The 23974-nt window shown below is 73.2% G+C and carries 21 protein-coding genes, 1 pseudogene and 1 riboswitch; of the genes and pseudogenes, 7 read left to right on the top strand and 15 right to left on the bottom strand.

The genetic code is table 11. The annotated features are described in order from the left end of the window. Nucleotides 1-39: 39 nt before the first annotated feature. The 7 genes from VE546_RS25595 to VE546_RS25565 all read right to left on the bottom strand — a co-directional run bounded on the left by VE546_RS25595 (nt 40) and on the right by VE546_RS25565 (nt 6592). Nucleotides 40-1782 (bottom strand): multicopper oxidase, encoded by a 1743-nt coding sequence (locus tag VE546_RS25595; RefSeq protein WP_324926343.1) that lies wholly within the window; start codon nt 1780-1782, stop codon nt 40-42. 455 nt (nt 1783-2237) lie between these two features. Beyond that, the gene (locus VE546_RS25590) at nt 2238-2531 is read right to left on the bottom strand and encodes a hypothetical protein (protein ID WP_324926341.1); all 294 of its coding nucleotides are present in this window, start codon (nt 2529-2531) and stop codon (nt 2238-2240) included. Continuing rightward, nucleotides 2528-2905 carry a cupin domain-containing protein gene (locus VE546_RS25585; protein ID WP_324926340.1) on the bottom strand — a complete coding sequence of 126 codons (378 nt, stop codon included), beginning with the start codon at nt 2903-2905 and terminating at the stop codon, nt 2528-2530. The genes VE546_RS25590 and VE546_RS25585 overlap by 4 nt, the downstream gene beginning before the upstream one ends. A gap of 175 nt (nt 2906-3080) precedes the next feature. Then, entirely contained in the window at nt 3081-4127 is a 1047-nt protein-coding gene (locus VE546_RS25580; protein ID WP_324926338.1) for a phosphotransferase, read from the bottom strand. A gap of 109 nt (nt 4128-4236) precedes the next feature. After that, entirely contained in the window at nt 4237-5448 is a 1212-nt protein-coding gene (locus VE546_RS25575) for an MFS transporter (protein WP_324926336.1), read from the bottom strand. A gap of 84 nt (nt 5449-5532) precedes the next feature. Next, complete coding sequence (locus tag VE546_RS25570; RefSeq protein WP_324926334.1) at nt 5533-6129, bottom strand: TetR/AcrR family transcriptional regulator; 597 nt, start codon at nt 6127-6129, stop codon at nt 5533-5535. Between the two features lie 79 nt (nt 6130-6208). Beyond that, nucleotides 6209-6592, bottom strand: a complete 384-nt coding sequence (locus tag VE546_RS25565; RefSeq protein ID WP_324926332.1) for an STAS domain-containing protein — start codon at nt 6590-6592, stop codon at nt 6209-6211. Nucleotides 6593-6950: 358 nt separating this feature from the next. Between VE546_RS25565 and VE546_RS25560 the strand changes: the two are divergent. From VE546_RS25560 to VE546_RS25530, 7 genes and pseudogenes are all read left to right on the top strand, one after another. Then, nucleotides 6951-7703, top strand: a pseudogene (locus VE546_RS25560) (GH12 family glycosyl hydrolase domain-containing protein); the annotation flags it as partial. A 363-nt stretch (nt 7704-8066) separates the two neighbouring features. Next, nucleotides 8067-9002, top strand: a complete 936-nt coding sequence (locus VE546_RS25555; RefSeq protein ID WP_324926330.1) for an NADP-dependent oxidoreductase — start codon at nt 8067-8069, stop codon at nt 9000-9002. Between the two features lie 285 nt (nt 9003-9287). Next, on the top strand, nt 9288-10304 hold the full coding sequence (locus VE546_RS25550) for a ferric reductase-like transmembrane domain-containing protein (RefSeq protein ID WP_324926328.1): 1017 nt from the start codon (nt 9288-9290) through the stop codon (nt 10302-10304). A gap of 621 nt (nt 10305-10925) precedes the next feature. After that, the gene (locus VE546_RS25545) at nt 10926-11555 is read left to right on the top strand and encodes a DUF4956 domain-containing protein (RefSeq protein ID WP_324926327.1); all 630 of its coding nucleotides are present in this window, start codon (nt 10926-10928) and stop codon (nt 11553-11555) included. After that, nucleotides 11552-12388: a polyphosphate polymerase domain-containing protein gene (locus VE546_RS25540; protein WP_324926325.1), complete on the top strand. Its 837-nt coding sequence runs from the start codon at nt 11552-11554 to the stop codon at nt 12386-12388. Before VE546_RS25545 ends, VE546_RS25540 begins: the two co-directional genes overlap by 4 nt. A 110-nt stretch (nt 12389-12498) precedes the next feature. Next, nucleotides 12499-14229 carry a CotH kinase family protein gene (locus tag VE546_RS25535; protein WP_324926323.1) on the top strand — a complete coding sequence of 577 codons (1731 nt, stop codon included), beginning with the start codon at nt 12499-12501 and terminating at the stop codon, nt 14227-14229. Nucleotides 14230-14609: 380 nt separating this feature from the next. After that, the gene (locus VE546_RS25530; protein WP_414720583.1) at nt 14610-15407 is read left to right on the top strand and encodes a pectate lyase; all 798 of its coding nucleotides are present in this window, start codon (nt 14610-14612) and stop codon (nt 15405-15407) included. A gap of 69 nt (nt 15408-15476) precedes the next feature. On the opposite strand, the gene VE546_RS25525 is transcribed toward VE546_RS25530, so the two are convergent. From VE546_RS25525 to VE546_RS25490, 8 genes are all read right to left on the bottom strand, one after another. Further along, nucleotides 15477-16295, bottom strand: a complete 819-nt coding sequence (locus VE546_RS25525; protein WP_324926321.1) for an ABC transporter ATP-binding protein — start codon at nt 16293-16295, stop codon at nt 15477-15479. Beyond that, nucleotides 16292-17461 (bottom strand): FecCD family ABC transporter permease, encoded by a 1170-nt coding sequence (locus VE546_RS25520; RefSeq protein WP_414720582.1) that lies wholly within the window; start codon nt 17459-17461, stop codon nt 16292-16294. Before VE546_RS25520 ends, VE546_RS25525 begins: the two co-directional genes overlap by 4 nt. Next, on the bottom strand, nt 17458-18489 hold the full coding sequence (locus tag VE546_RS25515; protein WP_414720581.1) for an ABC transporter substrate-binding protein: 1032 nt from the start codon (nt 18487-18489) through the stop codon (nt 17458-17460). The genes VE546_RS25520 and VE546_RS25515 overlap by 4 nt, the downstream gene beginning before the upstream one ends. A gap of 34 nt (nt 18490-18523) precedes the next feature. Further along, nucleotides 18524-18702, bottom strand: a riboswitch (cobalamin riboswitch). A 58-nt stretch (nt 18703-18760) separates the two neighbouring features. Next, a complete protein-coding gene (locus VE546_RS25510; protein WP_324926319.1) occupies nt 18761-19510 on the bottom strand; it encodes a class I SAM-dependent methyltransferase in 750 nt (249 codons plus the stop codon). Further along, nucleotides 19507-20826 (bottom strand): MFS transporter, encoded by a 1320-nt coding sequence (locus VE546_RS25505; protein WP_324926317.1) that lies wholly within the window; start codon nt 20824-20826, stop codon nt 19507-19509. The genes VE546_RS25510 and VE546_RS25505 overlap by 4 nt, the downstream gene beginning before the upstream one ends. Further along, nucleotides 20819-22054, bottom strand: a complete 1236-nt coding sequence (locus VE546_RS25500; RefSeq protein ID WP_324926315.1) for an ATP-grasp domain-containing protein — start codon at nt 22052-22054, stop codon at nt 20819-20821. Before VE546_RS25500 ends, VE546_RS25505 begins: the two co-directional genes overlap by 8 nt. Beyond that, nucleotides 22051-23082, bottom strand: a complete 1032-nt coding sequence (locus VE546_RS25495; protein WP_324926313.1) for a cysteine synthase family protein — start codon at nt 23080-23082, stop codon at nt 22051-22053. The genes VE546_RS25500 and VE546_RS25495 overlap by 4 nt, the downstream gene beginning before the upstream one ends. Further along, nucleotides 23079-23969 (bottom strand): hypothetical protein, encoded by an 891-nt coding sequence (locus tag VE546_RS25490; RefSeq protein WP_324926311.1) that lies wholly within the window; start codon nt 23967-23969, stop codon nt 23079-23081. The genes VE546_RS25495 and VE546_RS25490 overlap by 4 nt, the downstream gene beginning before the upstream one ends. Nucleotides 23970-23974: the final 5 nt, after the last annotated feature.

Raw genomic sequence — 23974 nt, 5'->3', positions numbered from 1 at the left:
CCCCGTGCCGTTCTGCCCGTCCGGCGCCGGCCGGGCGCCTCAGACGACCTGGTAGTTGCGCATCATCTCGTGCTCCTCGTGCTCGAGGATGTGGCAGTGCCAGACGTAGACGCCGCGCCTGTCGAAGAGCGCCTTGATCCGGGTGACGTGGCCCGGCGGCACCATCACGGTGTCCTTCGGGCCCAGCTCGGTGGCGTCCGGGTACTGCGCCCGGCCGACCCTGATGTCGGACAGCGCGCCGGTCCGCGAGTCGCGGGCGGCGGTGAACGGCGCCCGGTCCAGCACCTGGAACTGCACCAGGTGCAGGTGGATCGGGTGGGTCTCGAACGTGGTGTTGAACACCTCCCACACTTCGGTGGTGTGCAGCCGCGGGGTCTCGGTGATCGGATCGTCCCACCCCAGCGCGCCGCGCTCGACGGTGCCCAGGAGCGGCTTCCGCCTCCCGGACTCGTCCCTGCCGTCGAACAGCACCAGCCGGCGGGTCCGGGCCGGGGACCCGGCCACCCGGTACGGCGCTTCGCGGAGCGTCCTGGGCAGCCGCGGCTCGGTGACCCTCCTGTCGTACGGCCGGTCGACCCGGACCTGCAGCACCTTGTCGGCGGGCGGGGTGACGGGGGCGCCCTTCGGGAAGGGCGTCGGGGCGTCGTTGGTGAGCTCGAAGGCCGCCCCCCGGTGGTCCCGGAAGTCGACGACCAGGTCCACCCGTTCGCCGGGGGAGAGCACCAGCGGCCCGTCGAGCCGGTGCGGGCGGCACAGGAAGCCGCCGTCGGAGCCGATCTGGGTGACGGGGAACGGCCACCGCCCACCCACCGACAGCCGGTAGAAGCGCGAGTTCGACGCGTTGAGCAGCCGCAGCCGGTACTGGCGCGGCTCCACCTCCAGGTACGGCCACGCCTTGCCGTTGACGAGGATCACCTGCCCGTGGAACCGGTGCTGGACCGACGGCCCGTCCGACTGCTGCGACGAGGGGGCGTCGGGGTAGGCCAGCCGCCCGTCCGGGTGGAACATCCGGTCCTGGATCATCAGCTCCAGCTCGTAGGGGCCGCAGGGCAGCCGGTCCTGCTCGATGAGCGCGAGCTCCCGGTCGTCGCGCAGGAGGTAGAACCCGGCCAGACCGGCGTAGACGTTGAGCCGGGTGAGGCCCATCGTGTGGTCGTGGTACCAGAGGGTGCAGGCTTCCTGGCTGTTGTCGTAGTGGTACCGCGTCCCGGCGAAGCGCGGCCCGGTGGTGCCGCCGCCGAGCGTGTACCACGCCTCCGGGTGGCCGTCGTCGTCCGGACCGATGTGCCCGCCGTGCAGGTGCACCACGGTCGGCACGCCGTTGTCGGCGATGGTGTGGTCGGTGCCGGAGTAGGCCCAGTGGATCGTGGTGTCCACCGGGAGCAGGTGGTCGAAGGGCAGGGCGTTGACCCAGCGGACCCGTACGGGCCTGTGCTTGCGGGCCACGATGGTGGGGCCGGGGGAGGTCGCGAACGCCCCGCCGGCGCCGCCCTGGTGGGCGGGGTGCCCGATCTGCCCGAATCCCCACATCGGAGTCCTCAGCCCCAGTCCGCCGCCGAGGACGTCCTGCCAGGTGGGGGCCATGACGAGGGTCCGGGCCCCGCCGTTCGACAGGTCGATGCGGGCGGGCCGCGGCAGTCTGTTCACGAACCGGGGGATGGCGCCGGGATCGGCGATCGGGTCCAGGTACAGCGGGTCGTCGGCGGGCGGGAGCCCGAGGCCCGGCGTGGCCCCGGCGGGAGCCGTGCCGAGGCCGGGGAGGAGCAGGGCACCGCCCGCCAAGGAAGTCGCCTGGAGGAACCCTCTTCTGTCCACAGGCTGTCGTCCCCTCATGGTCGTAGGTCACTGTGCGCCTCGTGATGATCCACGCGACCGGGGAGCGAACAGGCTGATTGCCCGGGCCGAAGGCTCTGAAAGAGCGACAAAGACTGATAATTCTCCCTGATGCCTACGGATCGGTCAGAGAGGATTTTCCGGGTGGGGCGCCAGGGGTGGCGCAAGGCGGTGACCTCCCGTGACCTCCCCTTCGGCGATCCGCGGCGCCCGCGGCGTGCCGACGGGGGACGAGGCCCGGGGCGCCGGGACGCGGAGACGCGGGCCGGGCGTGCCCGGCCCGCGCCGAGGGGGCGGGTGCCGCCCGGCCGTGCCCTCACCGGGGCCGCGGCCCGGACGGGTCGTGGGGCGGGACGGCGGGGCCGGGCATCACCCGTAGGGCCCCGCGCTCGCGACGGTGCGCCTCACGACACTTCCTCGGCGACCTCCAGGTTGACGAAGCGGGGCTCCTTGCTGCACAGCTCTCGGAACTGCTCGGCGACGCGCTGCGTCTCGGGCAGGTCGTTGTTCCTCATCGCCTCCTCGTAGGAGGGGAACTCGACGATGTCCACGTAGTGGGTGGGGTTCTCGCGGTCCTGCCCGTGCATCTCGCGGGCGACGGTCCGCTTGCCCTCCGTCATCCGCATCCACTCGTCCCAGAGGCGCTTCATCTCCTCGTCGCGCGTGGTCTCGTACTCGATGATCTGTACGAACGTCATGGGAGTGATCCTCCTGCCTGTGCCTTGGCGTACTGCTGGGCCATGGGGCCGGCGAAGTCGAACACCACGGCCGGTTCGTCGCTGACGACCCAGGCGTCGTGACCCGGCGGGCAGACGAACACGTCGCCCGGGCCGATCTCGGCCTCCTGTCCGTCGTCCATGCGGAGGCGCATCCGCCCCCGCAGCACGTAGCCGTTGTGGTGGATCCGGCAACTGTCCGTTCCGGCGATCGGTCCGATCGACTCGGACCAGCGCCACCCGGGCTCGAACGTGGCCACGGCGAAGTCCAGCCCGGTGAGGTGGAGGGCTTCGAGGTGGCCACGGGGGAAGTCGCGCCGCTCGTCCGGCTTGTCGACGGTCTTGACCTCCATCATGGCTGTACCTCCGGTTTTCGCCTTATGTCCATGATGCGCGTTCGGGGTGGCGAGTTGAACAAAGGACGGCAAAGCGGTAAAAAACGCTCGCCATGCCGCGGAGTTCATCCGGCGTCCGCCTCGCCCGTCCGCGCCCGGCGCCGGACGCGCCGGATGCGGGCCGGTGGTGCCCGGATCAGCGCAGCAGGGCGGTCCACCCCTCCAGGGAGCGCAGCACCCGCGGCAGCTCCCGCGCGGCCGAGGCGACGACGCGCAGGCCGAAGGCGCGCCGGGCGGGGTCGGCCCGGCGGTGGCCCAGGGCCAGCCACAGGCACCACGCGGTGGACGCGAGCTGGCTGCGCACCATGCCCGCGAACGCCGACACGTCGGCCGGGCCGGCCGGGGCTCCCCGGCCGAGGTAGGCGTCGAGCAGCGGGCGCACCACGCGGGGGTCGCCCTCGGCCGTGGGGCCGTTGAAGGGGGTGCCGAAGCGGAAGGCCACGTTCACCGCCTCCCACCACGGCACCTCCGCACCGACCCCGTCCCAGTCGAGGAGGACGTATCCGGTCGGGGTGCGCAGCACGTTGGCGCGGGAGGTGTCCCCGTGCACCAGGACGGTGCGGGGACGGTCCCGCATCGCGTCCAGGACCAGCGCGGTGGCCTCCTCGACGACGGGGAGCAGGGACCGGGCGGGGGCGGCGACCGCATGGCCGCCGGACTCGGCCTCCGCCACCCAGCTCCGCCAGTCGTCCACCGGGTGCGGCGGCCGTCCGCCGCCGCGGCCGGTGTCGTCCTCCAGGCCGAGCAGGGCGATGCGGCCGAGCACGGCGCCCACCCACCGGGCGGCGTCCGCCGGGTCCTCCCCGCGGAGGGAGCCGGCGGGGCCGGGGCGCCGCAGTTCGCGTCCCTCGACCCACTCGCTCACCCGCACCAGGGTCCGGCCGGCCGGGTGGTGCCAGAAGCCGATGGAGGGGGGCGGCGGCGCGACGGGGCGCGGCGCCGGGATGCCCGCCGCGAGCGCCGCGCTCTCCAGCCGGTGGGACCGCAGCAGGTCCGCGCGGTGCCAGTCGCCCAGGAGCCGGCCGGTCTTGACCACCCACCGGCCGCGGTCGGTGGTGAGGACGCGGGAGCCGGACGGATGGCCGCCGTTGGCGAGCGGCCGCGGTTCGCCGAGCGGGCGTCCCAGTCCGAACGCGGCGGCGAGGCGGGCGGGGTCGGTGGGGTCGGCGGGGTCGGGGGGCATCCGGGCAGTGTGCCGCCCGCGGCGGCGTCCGCGCATCCGGGTTTCCGGCCCGGACGCGGCGCCCGCCGGCGCGCCGGAGGCCCCCCGGCCCTTCGCGGACGGCCGGGCCTCACACCCCTTCCCGCTGCGGCGCCGCCGCGGAACCGGCGGGCACCGCCGCGGCCCTGGCGGAGGACCCGGCAGCGGTGCGGGAGCGCAGCTCGGGCAGCAGCGTGGCGAGGCCCAGGACGGCCAGGCCGGCCCCCAGCCACAGCGGCGCCCGCAGCCCGAAGGCGTCGACGAGGACGCCGCCCACGGAGGAGCCGATGATGATGCCGAGGGTGATGAACGAGCCGTGGACGGTGTTGACCAGCGGCCGGGCGTTGCCGGCGCGCTGGACGCGGGTGACCATGGCGGGGTTCATGGTGACGCCCACCAGCCCGATGCCCAGCATCAGGGCCACGGCCGGCAGGGACGCGTGGGCCAGCAGCGCGAAACCGGTGAGGAAGAGGGCGTTGAGGGCCAGACCGGCGACCTGGACCTCCACGGCGTACCGGTCGGCGAGGCGTCCGACGACGATGTTGCCGAGCACGGTGGCGGCCCCGTAGGCGATGAGCAGCAGCGGAACGGTGCCGGGGGCGAAGCCGGTGACCTCGGTGAGGATGGGGTTGAAGTAGCTGAAGGCGGAGAAGGTCGCGCCGATGATCAGGGTGCTGGTGGCGAGCACCGGCCACAGCCGGGGATCGGCGAAGACCCGTGCCTCCTGCCGGAGGTTCCCGCCGTCGCCCTCCGCGCGCTCCAGGCGCGGTACGCCGGCCAGGGTGGCCAGGGCGGTCACGACGGCCAGGGCGGCGACGGCGAGGAAGGCCGCGCGCCAGCCCAGCCGGTCGCCGATCAGCGTGGCGGCCGGCAGCCCGAACAGGGTGCCGAGCGTCAGGCCGTTCATGACGACCGCCACGGCCCGGCCGCGGACCTCCTCGCGTGTGAGCCGGGCGCACAGGGAGGCGGCGAGGCCGAAGAAGGCCTGGGAGGCCATCCCGGTGACGATGCGCGCCACCACCATCACGCCGTAGCCGGACGCGGTGGCGGCCAGGACGTTGCCCGCGGTGAAGACGGCGAACAACAGCAGCAGCGCGGTCCTGGGACGCGTCCTCAGCAGGGCCACGGTCAGGAGCGGCCCTCCGGCGGCCATGGCCACCGCGAACACGGTGATCAGGTAGCCGATCTGCGGAATGGTCGCGTCCAGGCCCGCCGCCAGTTGCGGCATCAGACCGGCGACCAGGAACTCGCTGGTCACCATGGCGAACACACCCAGAGCCAGTAGGTACACCGCACGGGGCACGGATCGGTCCTCTCTTGTTTTGGATTGATCAGTACAGAACTAGGGTGCGATCGGCCCGGTCCCGGTGCGGGGCCGGGCCGGTGCTCAGCGGGCGAGTGCGTCCAGGGCCGCCGCCGCGATGGACTCCAGGGCGGCGCGGTCGGCGCCGCCCTGGGCCGACACCCGCATGCCGCCGATCACGGCGTTGAGGAACCGGGCGAGCGCGTCCGCGTCCCGACCGGAGGTGATGTCCCCCTCGCGCTGGCCGGCCGAGATCACGGCCCGGAACGCCGCCAGCCGCCGGGCCAGGTCGCGCTCCAGCAGCCGGGTGACGTCGGGATCGCGGCCGAACAGCTCGACCGTGGTGTTGACGGTGAGGCACCCGATGGCGCGGCCGTCGCTGCGGTTCTCGAACTCGCCGTCGACGATCAGGGCGAGCAGGGTGCGCAACCGGTCGAGGGGCGGGCTGCCCTCGTCCTCCAGCACCGCCACCTGGGTGCCGGTCATGGTGTCGACGTAGTGCCCGAGCGACCGCAGGAACAGGTCGCGCTTGCTGGTGAAGGTGTTGTAGATGCTGCTGCGGCCCAGGCCGGTGGCCTCGCACAGGTCCTGGGTGGAGGTGTTCTCGTAGCCCTTCGCCCAGAAGGTGCGCATCGCCGCTTCCAGCGCCCGCTCCTCGTCGAACTCCCTCGGTCGCGCCATGGCCCGCATCCTAGCAAGTTTTGGACCGCTCGATTCAATACTTCCCGGACGAGGGGGAGGCGGCGGGGCCGTGGCTCCTTCAGGTCCCGGCGGGGCCGTCGGCCTTCCGGAGGGCGGGGTGGTCGGCGAGCGCGTCCTGGGTGGTGGGGCTGGCGGGCAGTACCTGGTCGAGGCCGGTCAGGCTCAGCAGCCGGTCCACCGCGGCGGGGATCGAGGTCAGCGTCAGGGAGCCGCCGGCCGCCCGCGCGCGGTGCCAGAGGCTGATCAGGGCGCTCAGGCCGGAGGAGTCGCAGAACTCCACGGCCGACATGTCCATGATCAGATCGGAGTGGCCCTCCTCGATCAGGGCCAGGAGGTCGGAGCGCAGAGCGGGGGAGGAGTGGTAGTCGATCTCGCCGGAGACGGCCACCACGGAGACGGTGCCGCGGACGTGCTCAACGGTCAGGTGCTGGTCCTCGCTCACTGGTGTCAACGCTCCCGTGTCGTGCCGGTCCCGGCTTCCCCGGTGTCCTGGGGCGGGTCGCGCCCGGGTGGGCGCGGGGGAGGCCGCGGGCGTGCCCGGGGCCTTCGGTGCCGACCCCTCGCAGCGTAGACGGCTGCCCAGGGGACCCCGGGAGGAAACGAGTGCGGGCGACTGGTGACGGGCCGCGGTGCCGCGGATGGGGACTCCGGGGCGGGAAAGCTGCTCCTGCAGCCCGTCTTGTCATGTCCCCGAGATGCTCGTAGAGTCCGCCGCGCACCATATGGGAGCGCTCCCATATATCCCCTGCCCCGCTCCTGGGAAGGACACCATGAAACTCACCGCACATCCCCTGACGCGCATGCGCTCCGCCGTCCTGGCGTTCCTGCTGGCCGCGGGTTCGCTGACGGCGGTGACCGCCACGGCCCCGGCCGCCCGGGCCGACCAGCAGATCTGCGCCCAGTACGGGACCGCCACCATCCAGGGCCGGTACGTGGTGCAGAACAACCGCTGGGGCACCAGCGCCACCCAGTGCATCAACGTGACCGGCAGCGGCTTCCAGATCACCCAGGCGGACGGCTCCGTACCGACCAACGGGGCGCCGAAGTCCTACCCGTCGGTGTACTACGGCTGCCACTACGGCAACTGCTCGCCGGGCACCAACCTGCCGGTGCAGATCGGCTCGATCAGCAGCGCGCCCAGCAGCATCTCGTACACCTACGTCAGCAACGCGGTCTACAACGCCTCGTACGACATCTGGCTGGACCCGACGCCGAAGCGGACCGGGGTCAACCAGACCGAGATCATGATCTGGCTGAACCGCGTGGGCCCGATCCAGCCCATCGGCTCGCGGGTCGGCACGGCCAACGTCGGCGGCCGGAGCTGGGAGGTGTGGACCGGCAGCAACGGTTCCAACAACGTCATCTCCTTCGTCGCCCCGTCGGCGATCAACAGCATGAGCTTCGACGTCATGGACTTCGTCGACGAGACGGTCAACCGCGGCATGGCCCAGCGCTCGTGGTACCTGACGAGCATCCAGGCCGGCTTCGAGCCCTGGCAGAACGGCGCCGGGCTCGGCGTCAACTCCTTCTCCGCCTCCGTCAACACCGGCGGCCGGTAGTCGCCGGCGCGCCGGCCCGGCGGCCGGCGGCGGAGGGTCCGGGCCGCTCCGCGCGGCCCGGACCCGTGCCGCGGCCCGGGGCCGGCGGCGTCCGCTGCGGTCCGCTCCGGTGGCGGGACGGGCCGCCTGCGACTACCGGACCGGCGGGCGGAAACCCTCACGGCACGGACCGCGGGAGCCGCTGCCCGGGACACGCCGACCGGACGCCGGAAGGACGGCGGTGGAAGGCGCCGGGAGGCTGCGGGAAGCGCCGGGAAGAGGAGTCGGCGGTCCGCGGTTTGTGACGGTACGCCGATGGCACACGGCGGTGAGGGGTTCCGGAGGGGCCGAGGAGCGGGCGGAGAGAGGTGCGTGCTGATGAGGGCCGTGGGTTTCCACAGGTTCGGAGGGCCGGAGGTCCTGGAGGCGGTCGAGCTGCCCGACCCGCACGCGGGCCCCGGAGAGGTCCGGATCCGCGTGCGGGCGGCGGCGGTCAACCCCTCCGACCTCGCGATGCGCGGTGGGGCGTTCGCCGGGATGATGGAGGGCACGCCCACGCCCCACATCCCCGGCTGGGAGGTGGCCGGGGTGGTGGACGAGGCCGGTGACGACGTGCGGTGGCGCGTCGGCGACGAGGTCATGACCCTGATGCCGCCCCTCGGCCCGCGCGGCGGCGGCTACGCGGAGCAGGTCGTCGTACCGGCCGAGTCCGTGGTGAGGATGCCCGCCGGCGCCGGCTACGCCGAGGCGGCGACGCTGCCCATGAACGGCCTCGCGGCGCTCCGGACCCTGGACCTGCTCGCCCTGCCCGTCGGCGGGACGCTGGCCGTCACCGGCTCGGCGGGAGTCTACGGCGGCTACGTCGTCCAGTTGGCCAAGGTCGCCGGGCTGCGCGTCGTCGCCGACGCCGCCCCCGCCGACGAGCCGCTGGTGCGGCAGCTCGGCGCGGACGTCGTGGTGCCCCGCGGCGACCGGTTCGCCGACCACGTCCGGGAGGCGGTGCCCGACGGGGTCGACGGCCTGGCCGACGGCGCGATGCTGGGGCAGCGGGTGCTGCGGGCGGTGCGCGACGGAGGCGCGGTCGCGGTGGTGCGGCCCTTCGACGGCCGGCCGGAGCGCGGCATCACCGTCCACCAGGTCATGGTCACCGACTACCTCACCGCGCAGGACAAGCTCGACGAGCTGCGGCGGCTGACCGAGGAGGGGCGGATCACCCTGCGGGTGGCGGACGTGCTCCCCGCGGCGGAGGCCGCCCGCGCGCACCGCCGGCTGGAGGCCGGCGGGGTCCGCGGGCGGCTGGTGCTCCAGTTCTGAGTCCTCCGGGCCCGCCCGCCCCGGCGCGGTCCGTGCACGGCCCGCGGTCCCTCGGCCGCCGGGCGGGTGCCGCGTGCCGTAGCGGCCCTCGGGCGGTGCCCGGCGGTCCGGTGCCGCTCTTTCCGGCCCCGGGGATCCTGGTTAGCCTCGGGGCGCGTGTGACCGGAGTGACGCCTGCTGCGCGCCCCGGCCGGACCCACGCGGACTGTTCCACCTCCCCCCTGATCACCCCCCACAGGAAAGCGGTGTCGTGCGATGGCTGGAACCCCGGGCTCCACCGCCCCGATGAGACGACGTCAGCGGTTCGACCGGTCCGCGCTGCGGGCCGACCTGCGCGCCGCGGTGCCCGACGCCGCCGCGGCGCTGGTCGTGACGGCCGGCATCTTCGCGTGGCTGTACGCGCGCGTGTCCTCCGGCACCTCCATGACGGTCCAGGTGATGCCCTTCCTGGCCGACGCCGACCGGTACTGGATGTACTGGCTCTGCCAGGCGTTCGGCTGGTCCGGGCTGCTGTGGGCGTGGATCACCGTCATGCTCGGCCTGCTCAGATCCAGTGCCCGGCCGGGCCGGCCACGGGTGCCGACGGCACGGATCGAGCGCTGGCACCGCACCACCAGCCTGACCACGATCGGCCTGATGTTCGCGCACGCCGTGATGTTCTTCGCCGAACTGGTGCGCGCCAACGAGGACGGACTGCCCTGGGCGGGGAGGCTGTTCAGCGCCTTCGCCGACGTCTTCGTCCCCGGCGCCTACTCCTCGGGGACCGGCCGGATCGCCATCCTCATCGGCCTGCTCGCCCTCTACCTCGCCGTCCCGCTCGGCCTGGCCTACTACCTGCGCCACACCACGGGCTCCCGGCTGTGGCGGGCCCTGCACCGGTTCGTCGTCGTGGTCTACGTCCTCAGCGTGTGGCACACCCTGCTGTACGGCACCAACGTCTGGTACGACGGGTGGTTCCGCACCCTGGTGTGGCTCCTCCAACTCCCCGTCGCCGCGCTGTTCCTGGCCCGCCTGCTGGCCCCCGCACGGCGCGGCGAGCGCCTGCACCTGCGCGACGCGGGCAGACGCCCCGCCGTGCCGCTCCTGGCGGCGCGGCTGGCCGGCCGGATCGCCGTCGCGGCCACCGTCGTCGTCCTGCTGGCCGTCACCGTCACCGGGCGGGACGGGGGCCGCACCCCCGGCGTTCCCGGTGCCGGACTGAACGTCACCCAGGGGCAGGTGTGGGCGGGGCTGGCCGTCCTGCTCGCCACCCTCTGCGCCGTCGCGTACCGCCTGCGTCCCGGGACGTCCGAGCGGCGGTGACGGGCGCCCGTAATCCACCGGGCGCCGGAATTCCCGAATTCCCCTTTCCGGGCCGGTAATGCGGCGGGCCGGACGGCCCGTGGAGAAATGGCCCGCCCCGGGGCCGGTGTACGCGCGGGCGGCGCGGCTCCGGGCGCGGCCGCCATGGAATGAGTTGCTCCGTTTCCTTCACGTGTATCGGAAAACTTCCGGTAACAGATCCGCCCCCAGAGGTTCCGGTTAGCGCTCCGGGAGCCTGGTCCAGGCATGCCCTTCACCGCCAACATGTGGGTTGATCTGCGATCAGATGAGGCGCCTCGGGTGGTTCAAGACGCCATTTCCCTACCGGAAACCTTCCGGTAACTACGACGCAGGCATCAGTTCCGGTCAGCGTCCGGGGAAGCCGACCGTGGCGTCGACGAGCTGTCGGCGTCGCGGCTGAGCTGCCCCGACGCCCCTGCCGAAAAGGGGGTCGGGGGTGTGCGGGGCCGGGCTTCCCGGCCCTGACCACGGGCGTTTCCACGGTGATGATCGGCCGGAAGTGAATGGCGGCGACGGCGGGGCCGCATTTACCGTCTTGTCACCACCGGGCCGTTTCCGGTTCACCGTGGGGATGCCCCATGACCATCGGAAGGATGCAGAATGGCGCAACTCGCATTGTTGCTGAGCGATATCGCCGCAGTGAGCCTCCTGGTATTCGGCCTGTATTTCCCACGCCATCGGCGCCGTGATCTGGTGGTGGCCTACCTCGGCGTGAACGTCGGGGTGGTCGCGGTGGCCGGCTCGCTGAGCGCCGGGGGAGCCGACACCGGTCTGGGTCTGGGACTGGCCCTGTTCGGCGTGCTGTCGATCATCCGATTACGCTCCACCGAACTGGACCAGCACGAGGTCGCGTACTACTTCTCGGCGCTGGCCCTGGGCATCCTCGGCGCGGTGGAGACCGACCAGGTGTGGCGTTCGGTCGGACTGATGGCGCTGATCCTGGTGGTGCTGTTCGTGGGCGACCACCCCCGGCTGCTGCGCAGCTACCGGCGCCAGTTGATGGTGCTGGACACCGCGCTGCCCGAGCACACCGCGCTGGTGGCCCACCTGGAACACACCCTGGGCGCCCGGGTCCACTCGGCGGTGGTGCAGCGGGTCGACCTGGTCAACGACACCACCGTGGTGGACGTGCGCTACCGCAGCCGCCCCGGCGTCCGGGCCGAGGGCGACACCGCGTCCCGCACCGGGACGGCGTCCGCCCCGGGCACCGCGGTGGCGGTGCGGCCGTGAACGCCGCGCTCCTCGGCGCCGCGCTGGAGGCCCTGCCACCGATCGGGCTGGACGAACTCGTCGCGCGCGCGTCGCTGCAGACCCGCGTCGACCGCAAGTACGTCCTGCCGGTCGATATGGTGAACGCCCTGCTGGGCCGGCTTCCGGCCGGGACCCGGGTCCTGGAGATCGACGGCGTCCGCGGCTTCGCCTACCGGTCGCTGTACTTCGACACTCCCGACCTGATCAGCTACCGGCTGACCGCCCGGCGCCGCCGCCACCGGTTCAAGATACGCACCCGCGTCTACGAGCAGTCGGCCGAGTGCTGGCTGGAGGTGAAGACCCGCGGATCCCGCGGCAGCACCGTCAAGCAGCGCCTGCCGTACGACCCCCGCGACCACGCCACGCTGGCACCGGGACGCCACTTCGTCGACGCCGTCCTGGCCGGGTGCCGCATCGCCGGGAGCCACCAGCTCGTCTTCGTCCCGGTGCTGACCACCCGGTACCGGCGCACGACCCTCTACCTGCCGGACACGGGCAGCCGCGTCACCATCGACACCGACCTGCAGTGGGAGGACGGCGACCGGCGGCTCCACCTGCCCGGCACGGCGGTGGTGGAGACCAAGAGCGGCTCCACGGCCTCCCGCGTCGACCGGCTGCTCTGGCACGACCGGTACCGGCCCAACCGCATCTCCAAGTACGCGACCGGCCTGGCCGCCCTGCACCCGCACCTGCCCGCCGCGCCCTGGCGGCGCACGCTGCGCCGGCACTTCCCGCCGCCGGACGCCCTCCGGACCGCTCCGGTCGCCGACGCCCCGGCCGCGGACCGGCTCGACGCGGTGATGTCCCGCTAGGCACCCCGGGCCGCCTGCGACCGCGGTCGGCCCCGCCCGATGTTCCGGTACAGGCCAGTGGCAGTCGGCGACGTCTGCCTCCACCGCGTTACGGATTGAGGTGTAGCTCTGTGCGCACGAAACGGATGGGCTGGTTGAGCCTGCTCGCCGCGGTCTCCATCGTCATGACGGGGTTCACGGGGGCGCAGGGCGCCCCCGCGCCACCACCGGGTACGGCCGCCGGCCACACGGTGCCCGCCCCGCACGCCGGCACCACCACCGACACCGCCACCACCGACACCGCCACTACCGGCACCGCCGCCGGGCGGCAGCAGGACGACCTGGCCGGGGACATCACGTTCTCCGTGCCGAGCGGGACCTTCAAGGGCGAATTGTCCGTCTCCCTGAGCACCACCGTGGGCAACGCGCAGATCCGGTACACCACCGACGGGAAGCCGCCCACCGCCTCCTCACCCGCGTACTCCGGCACGCCCCTGCGGTTCACGAGGACCACCCAGCTACGGGCCCAGGCCTTCGTCGGCGGGACCGCCACCGGCGAGCCCGGCACGGCGCTGTACGTCGCACGCTCCCACGACGCCACCCACGACCTGCCGCTCATGGTGATGGACGCGTACGGCGCCGGGAAACCCGGCCGCGAGTACGCGGACGTCGCCACCCTGGTGATGGAGCCGCAGGCCGGCACCACCTCGCTCGCCGCCGCTCCCACGGTGGCCACCCGGGCCGGCTTCCACCTGCGCGGACAGTCCTCGGCCATGTTCGAGAAGGCGCCGTACCGGCTCGAACTGCGGGACAACCAGGACGACGACGCCGACCTCCCGATGCTGGGGATGCCGGCCGACTCCGACTGGGTGCTGCGCGGGCCGTTCGCGGACAAGTCCCTGATCCACGACGCGTTCGCCTACAGCCTGGGCCGGGACATGGGGTTGCAGGCGCCGCGCTTCAGATTCGTCGAGCTGTACCTCAACCTCGACGGGCAGCCGCTGGGCGCCGACGACTACCAGGGCGTCTACATGCTCGTCGAGACCATCAAGAACGCGAAGAACCGGCTCGACCTGAAGCAGCTCGACGAGGACGACCTCACGGAACCGGCGGTCACGGGCGGCTACATCTTCGCGTTCGAGTGGTTCGCGGCCGAGGAGCCGACGCTGCAGTGCACCGGCACCGCCTCGACCTGCTGGCGGGACCTGGAGGTCAAGGACCCGTCACCGCTGCAACCCGAGCAGAGAACCTGGCTGACCCGGTACGTCCAGAGGTTCCACGACGCCCTGCACGGTCCGAACCCCTCCGACCCGCAGACCGGCTACCCCGCCTACATCGACGTCAACTCGTTCGTCGACAAGGTCATCATCCAGGAACTCACCCGCGAGATGGACTCGTACATCCGCAGCACCTACTTCCACAAGGACCGGAACGGCAAGATCGTCGCCGGGCCGCTGTGGGACTTCGACCTCACCTTCGGCACCGGCGGGTACTTCAACAACCAGCAGATCCAGGGCTGGCAGTTCGAGCAGACCCGGCAGCCGGCCGCCAACGACTGGTTCATCCGTCTGATGGACGACCCGGCGTTCGTCCAGAAGGTGAACGCGCGCTGGCGGGAGCTGCGCCAGGGCGTGCTGTCCGACAGCCGACTGGCCGCCCGGATCACGGAACTGGCCACGCCGCTGGCGGGCGCCGCCCAGCGGAACTTCCAGAAGTGGCCGAACCTCACCAGCTCCATGGTGGGACCGTTCATGACCCCGACCGCCGCCACCTGGCAGGGCCAGGTGCAGTACATGCGCGACTGGCTGGCCCGGCGGGTCGCCTGGCTCGACTCCTCCGGATGGCGGCCCAGCGCCGGATAGCGCCACCCCGGCAGGGCCGATGACACGGGCGGCGGCACCGTACACCGGTGCCGCCGCCCGCCCGTTGCCCGCCGGCGGTGACTCCGCGGGGTTCTCCGCCCTCTCCACCGTGCCGTCCGCCCATGCGCCCGAGGCCACCGGGCCGCGCCTTCCGGTCGCTGATGTGAACGACGTTCAGCGAGCGGGCCGGTGGGTGGAGTCCGATGTCTTCGATCGGCCGTCGCGGGCAGGGTGTCCGGAAGAGGCTCCTGCCGTTTCCTTGACCGCTGGGTGGCGCGTTCACAGCATTGACATGAAAGCGCTTGCTCCCTATGTTCAATGCACCGCGCAGAGTTCAAGCATGTGAACTTGGCATGCCCACGCACCAGTGAAGGAGCAACGTGGCATCCACCGACAAGCGCAGGCGGGCAGCCAGGGCTGCCGCCGTACTCCTCCCGGCCCTGGCCCTGGCCCTTCCCACCGCGGTGGGGGCGGGAACCTCCGCCGCGGCGGCCTCCTGGCCCTCGCCGACCGGTCAGCAGGCGGTGTCCAGCACCATCAAGGTGAGCGGCACCAGGGACGGCGGAATGGTCCGCTACTACGGCAGCGGAGACCTCGGCTCCGGCGGCCAGGAGGAGGACCAGGGACCGCTGTTCGAACTGGCCGACGGCGCCACGCTCAAGAACGTGGTCCTGGGCGCCCCCGCCGCGGACGGCATCCACTGCAAGGGGACCTGCACGCTGCAGAACGTCTGGTGGGAGGACGTCGGCGAGGACGCCGCCACCTTCAAGGGCACCTCCGCGTCCCAGACGATGACCATCGACGGCGGCGGCGCCCGCAAGGCGTCGGACAAGGTGTTCCAGCACAACGGTCCCGGCCGCATGGTGATCAGGAATTTCCAGGTCGAGGACTTCGGGAAGCTCTACCGGTCCTGCGGCAACTGCAGCAAGCAGTACCAGCGCCATGTGGTGATCGAGAACGTCACCGCCACCGCGCCCGGCAAGTCGCTGGCCGGGATCAACTCCAACTACGGGGACACCGCCCGGCTCTCGAGGGTCACGATCGTCGGCGACTCCAGCCGCAAGATCGTCCCCTGCGAGCGCTACAAGGGCGTCACCAGCGGTGAGCCCACCAGGATCGGGAGCGGTCCGGACGGCACGCACTGCCTGTACGCCGCCTCCGACATCACCTACCGCTGATCCGCGGCCCGCAGGTGCTCCCGCACCTGCGGGCCGGACCGTGCGCGCGGCCGGAACCGCCCGGCCGCGTCAGCCGGCGGTGCGGCCGGACCCTCCCTCCCCGCCCGCCGCCGTCTCCTCCGGCAGGAAGGTGACGTGGGGAGCCCCGGTCCGGGGATGGAGGACCACCTCTCCCGCCACGCCGTACACCTCGGCCAGCAGCCGCGCCGTGAGCACCTCCCGGGGCGGCCCCGCCGCCGCGACCTCGCCGTCCTTGAGGACGTAGAGGCGGTCGCAGTAGTAGGCGGCCAGGTTGAGGTCGTGAAGGGCGACCAGGACCGTGGCCGGGAGCCGGCGCAGGATGCCGAGCACCTCCATCTGGTGCCGGACGTCCAGGTGGTTGGTCGGCTCGTCGAGGACCAGCAGGGCGGGCTGCTGCGCCAGGGCCCGGGCGATGAGCACGCGCTGCCGCTCGCCGCCGGACAGCCGGTCGAACGGCCGGTCCGCCAGCTCCACCGCGCCGACCAGGGCCAGCGAGGACTCCACCAGCCGGGCGTCGTCGGCCGTGTCGCCGTCGAGCAGCCGCTTGTGCGGGGTGCGCCCCATGGCCACCACCTCGCGCACCGTCAGGTCGAAGTCCGTGCCCGGCTCCTGCACCACCACCGCCAGCGTGCGCGCCAGCCGGCGCACGGGCAGGGACCAGGCGTCCGCCCCGTCCACGAGCACCCGCCCGGCGTCGGGACGCAGCACGCGGTAGACGGCGCGCAGCAGGCTCGACTTGCCGCTGCCGTTGGGGCCGACCAGGCCGACCACCTCGCCGGGGGCGGCGGTCAGCGACACGTCCCGGACCAGCCGGCGGGCCCCGGCGCCGACCGAGAGCCCCTCGACGCCGAGCCCGGCCGCTCTCATCCCGGCCTCCGGCCGGTGGCCCGCCGGGCGTCCCGGCGCATCAGCCACAGGAAGAACGGACCCCCGCACAGGGCCGTCAGCACCCCGACGGGAATCTCCTGCGGAGCGGCGACCGTACGGGCCGCGATGTCGGCCCAGACCAGGAACACCGCTCCCGCCAGGGCCGCCGTCGGCAGGACGCGGCGGTGGTCCCCGCCGACGACCAGGCGCACGACGTGCGGCAGCATCAGCCCGACGAAGCCGATCGGCCCGGCCGCCGCCACCAGCACACCGGTCACCAGGGACAGCAGGACGAACATCCGGGAGCGGAAGCGCGCCACGTCCAGCCCCATGGTGGTGGCCGCCTCCTCGCCGGCCAGCAGCAGGTTCAGCGACCGGGCCCGCACCAGCAGCAGCGCGACGGCCGCCAGCAGCGCGGAGGAGGGCAGCCACAGGGTGTCCCAGCGCACGCCGCCCAGACCGCCGAGCGTCCAGGAGAGCACCTCCCGCGCCTGGTTGCCCCGGTCGGTGGTCAGCAGCACCAGATGGGTCGCGGCGGTCAGCACCGCCGCGACGGCGACCCCGGAGAGCACCAGCCGCACCGGGGTGATCCGTCCGCCGGCCCGCGCGGTCGCGTACACCAGCAGCAGCGCCGCCAGGGCCCCGGCGAACGCGGACGCCGACAGCGACAGCGCACCGAGGAAGGTGGTGCCGGAGACGATGACCAGCACCGCGCCCAGGGAGGCCCCCGAGGAGACGCCCAGCAGGTACGGGTCCGCGAGCGGGTTGCGGACCAGGGCCTGCATGGCGGCGCCGACCACCGCGAGCCCGGCACCGGTCACGGCGCCGAGCAGGACGCGGGGGGCCCGCACGTCCAGCACGATCGTCTCGCGCGCCCGGGACCAGTCCGCCTCCACCCAGCCGGCGCCGAGGCGGTGCGCGACGATGCCCCAGACCTCGCCGGGCGGGACGCGCACCGAGCCGATCGTCAGCCCGGCCGTCAGCGATGCCAGGAGGAGCACGCCCAGGAGGACCAGGGCCGGCCGGTGGGGGAGCCCACCCCTTCGAGGGCCCCGCCGACGGCCCTTCGGGCGGTCCTCCCCGGCGGGCCCGCCGCTGCCGGGCGGGGCGGGCGCGGCCGGGGAGCGGCCGGTCACCGTGTCCGGCGCCGCCGGGCGGGCCGTCACCGGAACCGCTCGGGGTGCAGGCCGCGGGCGAGGTCCTCCACGGCGTGCGGAGGCCGTACGCCGACCAGGGTGGCGGTCAGCGGGAGCACGACGAACCGCTTGTTCCTGATGGCGGGCACATCGGCGAGGGCGGGCTGGGAGAGAAGGAACCGCTTCTTCCGCTCGACGCTGCCCGCCCCGCGGTAGTGGTAGATCACGATGACCTCGGGCCTGCGCTCGACGACCTGCTCCCAGGAGACGTCGCCGAAGACCTCGTCGAGGTCGTCGAACACGTTGCGTCCGCCGGCCAGCCGGATGATCTCCGTGCCCAGCCCCCTGCCGCCCGCGGTGAAGGCGGACTTGTCCCCGCTGTCGTAGACGAACACGGGCACGGCGGGCGCGCCCCGCACGGCCTCGGCGGTCCTGGCCAGCCGCTCCTTCAGGCCGGCCACCAGCTTCTCGGCGCGGCCGGGCACCCCGAAGACCGTGCCGATGGTGCGGATCTCCTCGTAGACGTCGGCCATGGTCACCTCCTTCCCGCCGCAGTACTCGCGGTTGAGGTAGGTGTCGATGCCCGCGTCGGCGAACGCCCGGCGGGACCGTCCCTCGTTCTCGGCGAAGGCGCTGCCGTAGCCGCCGTAGACGAAGTCGGGTTCAACCTCCAGGACCTTCTCGAAGGACGGTTCCCTCTCGGCCAGTTGCGGGACGCTCGCGAAGTCGCGCCGGTGCTCGGGCAGCACCGCGGAGTCGGGGAAGGCCGTGCCGACCATGGCGTCCCTCAGCCCGAGCGCGAGCATCAGTTCCGCCGGGTGCTGGTGGATGGTGACGACCCGGGAGGGCGGCTCCTCGTACGTCGTACGGACACCGCAGTTGTCGACGGTGACGGGGAAGCCCTTCGCGGGGGCCGCCTCCGCCCGGTCGCCGGGATCGCTCCCGGCCCCGCAGCCGGTCACCAGGACGGCGGCCAGTGCGAGGGCCAGGGAGCGGCGAAGGGCGCGCCGGCGCGTGCCGGGCGGGGGATAAAGAGGGCAGGGAATGCCGTCGTACACGCAATGCCTCCTGCGGAGTCCGCGCTCCTCGGACAGACAGACCCGCGACAGGGCAGTGTCCTGACTCCCGGATCGACGCTCCCCCGGCCTTCCCGCTTGCGCAGTGGCGTTCACGAAGGGTTGTGCTCCCCGGTCACAGTGGCGGGACCGTGCCGGATTCGCACCGGCTTCCTGATTCCCGTCGCGGTGATGACCACGTGATACTACGCACTGGCGGGTGACGGGGCCAAGGGTGTGCGGCCGGTGCCCCGCGGGCCCGGCGCCCGTTCCCTCACTCCGCGCGGGCGGCCCGGACGACCAGCCGCTCGGCGTCCTGGTCGTAGGGGCGGCCGTCGAAGCCGCCGAAGACCTCGACCTCCTCGAAACCCGCCTCCCGCACCATCGCGCGCAGCTCCACCGCGCTGTAGACGAACCAGACCAGGCTCGCCCGGTGGACGCGGTCCCCCCGCACCAGGACCCAGTCGCTGCGCAGCCGGGCCCAGTCGTCCAGCACGGTGTCGGTCTGCACCAGCAGGTCGTCGCCGCGCCGGACGACCTTCGGGGGAGTCACCTTGCGGGCCAGCAGCTCCTTGCCCGCCACGTCCAGCAGCAGGCGGCCCCCGGGCGCCAGGCAGTCGTGCATGCCGCGCAGCACCCGCGCGTTGTCGCCGGGGTCCTCGAAGTACCCGAAGGAGGTGAACATGTTGAGCACGGTGTCGTACGCGCCCGGCTCGACGTGCTCCCGGGCGTCGGCCCGCACGAACCGGGCCTTCACCCCCGCCGCGGCGCAGGACTCCCGGGCCCGCTCCAGCATGGCCGGGCTGCGGTCCACCCCGGTGACCTCCAGGCCGCGGCGGGCGAGGGGGACGGTGAACACGCCGGGGCCGCAGCACAGGTCGAGCACGCGCGTCCCGGGCGCGAAGGAGAGCAGGGGGGAGGCGTCGAGGAGTTCCTCGGCCCGGGAGAAGCGCTCCTCGGAGAAGAGGAAGTCGTAGAAGCCGGTCCAGAACTCTTCGTCGTCGAACCCGTGTGCCCGTGTCATCGGAATCCTTCCTCGCCTTCGGTTTCGTCCCGCTTTTCCGTGTCCCGGCCGCCGCGGCGGCCAGCCGGTGCGGCGGTCCCGCGCACGGCGGACAGCAGCAGCGGCGGCAGGAGCAGGCACTGCGCCGCCGCGGCCAGCCAGAACCAGCCGGTGTCGCCCGCCCGTTCGCCCAGGCCGTACAGCTGCCCGCCGAGCACGCCGCTGGCGCAGGCGCCCAGCCCCGCCGCCAGCCGCTGCTGCCCGAAGACGACGACGTCGGACCGCGGGCTGCGGCGCAGGGCCTCCAGGTCGTTCTTCAGGAACAGCACGATGTCGCCCGCGGTGATCAGGAGGCCGCCGAGCAGCAGTGCCGGGCGGGTGCCGACCGCCAGGACCGCCATCCCGGCGGCGAGCGACGCGAAGCCCACCGCCAGCGCCCGCCGGTAGGGCATCCGCCGGATCCGGCCGGAGGCCGGCGGCTGGCCCACGATGACCAGCAGGAAGCAGGTCAGGAGCACCACGCTGTAGAACTCGCTGGAGGCGCGTTCCACGGCGAACACCGCCAGGTAGTGCTGGAAGTGGAAGTAGAGGTAGAACGCCAGCACGGTGGCGGCGAACGGCAGGGGGGCCAGGCCGGACAGGAGCCCCCGGCCCGCCGGGGGTCCGCCGGCCGTCCCCTGCCGCCCCTCCGCCCCCGTCTCTGTCCCCGCCTCCGCCCCCGTCTCTCCGTCGCCCTCCGGCGGCAGGAGCGTGTGCCCGGCCGTCACCAGCAGGAAGAGACCGGTGACGGCGACGAACAGGGCCCCCGGCGAGGAGAGCACGAACGGGCCGGCGATCAGCGGCCCGACCGCCATGCCCGCGTTCAGTGCCGCGTTCCCCGCCGAGAGGAGGAACGGCCGCCGCTCCTCGTCCGTGCCGTGGATCAGGTACGCCTTGTTGGCCGGCAGGTACAGCGCCGCACCGCAGCACGTCAGGACCAGCGCGCCCACCACCAGCGGCGGCCAGCGCAGGGCCGCCACCAGGCCCGCGAAGCCCGCGGTGCGCACCACCAGCGCCCAGACCATGGTGCGCCGCAGCCCGATGCGGTCGGCGAGCGCGCCGCCGAGGACGCCGCCGGAGAACTGCACCAGGGACGCCGCGGCCAGCACCACCCCCACGGTGCCCAGGCCCATGCCGAGCCGCTCGTGCAGGAACACCGACATGAACGGCAGGACCATGAAGCTGCCCAGCGGGATGAGGAAGGAGCTGAGCAGCAGGAACCGCAGGGGACCGGTCAGGTGGAGCAGTGAGTTCCGCACGGTGGCGGCGGCACCGGTGGCGGCGGGCCCGTCACTCACCGGCCGTCCGCCCGGTGAGGACCCGTACGGCGTTGGCGGCGGCCACGGCGCGGTGGGTGGCCAGCTCCGCCGTCTCGGCCTCCGCGTAGACGATGCCCGCGTAGCCGCGGCTGTCGTCCAGGTGCTCGATGCGGTCGCCCACGCGCTTGACCGGGTACCAGGCGGGGGAGCCGGGCATGTCCGCCAGCCGCTCCAGCCCGAGGACGCCCGTGAACACGCCGGGCCGCTCGGGGTACGCGAGGACGAAGGCGACGGCCGGCCCGCCGGGCAGCTCCTCGTCGATAAGTCGGGGGCGGCGGCCGAGAGCGGTCTCCACCATCGCCTCGTACACGTTGCGGCCCAGGGCCCGGCACATGCCCTCCGCGACGAGGGCCCCGCCGATCCGCGGGTTGATCTCGACGACCTCCGGGCCCGCGAGGGTGAGGGCGAACTCGACGTGGGCGAAGCGGTCGGTGTACCCCACCGTCGCGAGCACCTCGTCCAGCCACCGCTCCAGCGAGGCGCGCTGCGCCTCCGGGAAGGCGACGGGGAACGCGGTGATCTCCTCGCGGAAGCGCGGCTCGCGCGACATCAGCCGGCTGGAGACGCCCAGGAGCCGGGTGCGCCCCCGCCAGGTGAGCGTCTCGGCGCTGTAGACCGGGCCGGAGAAGTACGGTTCGGCGAACAGCCGCCCGGTCAGCCGCCGCCCGGCGGCCTCGCGCAGCGCCGCCTCCAGCTCCGGCTCGTCGCGGGCCAGCCACACGTTCTGACTGCCCGTGCCCGCGGTGTCCTTGAGCACCGCGGGCAGACCCACCTCCTTGCGCAGCAGCGCGGGCAGGAGGGCGTCGCCGCGGGCGGGGTCCACCTCCACCGCACGGGCCCGGGACAGGCCCGCCTCGTGCAGCAGGTCGCGCACCCTGGCCTTGTCCCGCATCAGCCGCAGCACGGCCGGGTCCAGGCCGGGCAGGCCGAAGCGGGCCGTCAGGTCGGCGCCGACCAGGGTCCAGGTGTCGGTGGAGCTGATGAGCCCGCGCAGTTCCGGGGTGCGGGACAGCTCCGCCGCCACGGCGTCGGGATCGAAGGTGTCCACCTCGACCACCTCCAGGGCACCGACGGGCAGCCGCCCCAGCTCGTACGCGTACCAGCCGGGGTCACGGGTCAGCAGCCGGAGCCGCTCCCCGAGGGCTTCGGCGGCGCGCGCCAGGTGCCCCAGGCCGAAGGTGAGGGCTTCCAGGGAGACGACCGTCATGACGCCGGTTCCTCCCGCTCCCGCCGCCGCGCCGGTTGGGGGGCGCGGTTCCAGGCCATCACCGACCAGGGCATGGACAGGTCCGACAGCGAGGCGATCTCCACCGGTTCCAGCGCGGCGGGGTCCAGCGCCTCGCCGTGCCGGGCGAAGACCCGCTCGACGTAGCGGTGGCCGGTGTCGGCACCGATCACCAGGTGGAGCCGATCGGGGAAGCGGCGCGCCTCCCAGGAGGCGGCCAGGTAGGCGGCGCCCGTGGACAGCCCGGCGAACACGGCGTGCTCGCGCAGCAGCGCGACGGCCCCTGACATGGCGCGGGTGAAGTCCAGCCAGTGGATCGCGTCGTACAGGTGGTGGCGGACGTTGTCGAAGACGATGGAGGAGCCGATGCCGGCGATGATCGCCTCCGGGTCGTGGTGGTCCTCGCTGCCGAAGGTCACGCTGCCGAAGGGCTGCAGGCCGACCAGCCGGACGGCGGGGTCGCGCCGCCGCAGGTGCTCCACCAGCCCTCCGGTGGACGCGCCCGACCCGACGCCGCCGACCACCGTCAGCGGACGGCCGGGGAACTCGGCGGCGACGAGGTCGGCGACCTCGCGGTAGCCGAGGTAGTGGACGTCGTCGTGGTACTGGCGCATCCAGTGGACGTCCGGGTGCTCCGCCAGGATCTGCCGTATCCGCCGGACCCGTAACTCCTGGTCGAGCTTGAGGTCCGCCGACGGTCCGACCTGTTCGACGGTGGCGCCGAGGATCTCCAGTTGGGTGCGGACGGTGGCGTCGACGGTGGTGGAGGCCACGATGTGGCAGCGCATCCCGTAGCGGTGGCAGGCCAGCGCCAGGGCGTGGGCGTAGATGCCGCTGGAGCTGTCGACGAGGGTCTGCCCCGGCCGGATCGTGCCCCGGTCGAGCAGGTGGCGCACGGCGGCGAGCGCGGAGTAGATCTTCATCGACTCGAAGCGGACCAGGACCATCCCTTCGGACAGTTGGACCAGGTCCGGGTTCTTGAGGGCGTCGGCGATGTGGGGGTGTATCACCCGTAGCCTCCTTGGGCGAACGAACACTGGTGGCCGAGCGAGTGGAAGAACTCGGACAGCCCTCCCTTGAGCGAGGGGGAGGGGCGCCGTGCGAAGAGGTAGCCGACCAGGCAGCCGGTGTGCGCGACGAAGACGCCGTCGGCGCCGAACTCCTCCCGGTGCGCCAGTACGGCCTCGAACGTCGCCTTGGGCAGCACCTCCTGGGAGAGGACGGCGCTGGTGGTCGCCGCGCGGGCGACGGCCGCCGGATCGGCCGCCGAGAACCCCTTGAGCAGGTCGGTCAGACAGCGCTCGTACTCCGTTGCCCGCCGCCGGTAGTGCCGCATCAGCAGCGGGGTGACGGCGGCGGTGTCCACGGTGCCGGCCTCCGTGACGAAGGCGGTGTGGAAGCCGACGGCGGTGCCCAGCCTCCTCTCCAGGCGGTGCCGCCCGCTGAGGTACAGCGCGAACTCGTCGAGGAAGACGCTGTCCGCCCGCTCGATCGCGGACAGCACTCCGACCACCACCCGCAGGTCGCAGGGCAGGCGGAAGAGCCGGAACAGACAGCGCAGCGTCGCCACGATGTCGGCCGTGGAACTGGCCATGCCCACACCGACGCGCAGGTCGGAGTGGGCGCTCCAGCGGCCCGGCGGCAGCGTCAGGCCGTAGTGCCCAAGGAACAGTCCGGCGGCCCTCGCCGACTTCTCCCCGGGAGGCAGGGGATCGGGCGGCCCTTCGGGATCCGGCGCGAAGTACCTCCAGGAGTGCCGGTCGACGGGGAAGGACACCAGCGCGATGTCCGGTTCGCCCGCCCGCTGGAGCGGACCCTGGAACAGCTCTCCGAGGGTGCCGTGACACACCCCCGAGAAGACCCGCGGCGGGGGACGGCCGTCTGGCTGGATCGGCATCGGAC

Source organism: Streptomyces sp., assembly GCF_035644915.1.
Classification (GTDB): Bacteria; Actinomycetota; Actinomycetes; order Streptomycetales; family Streptomycetaceae; genus Streptomyces.
This window is presented reverse-complemented; position numbering and strand designations above follow the sequence as displayed.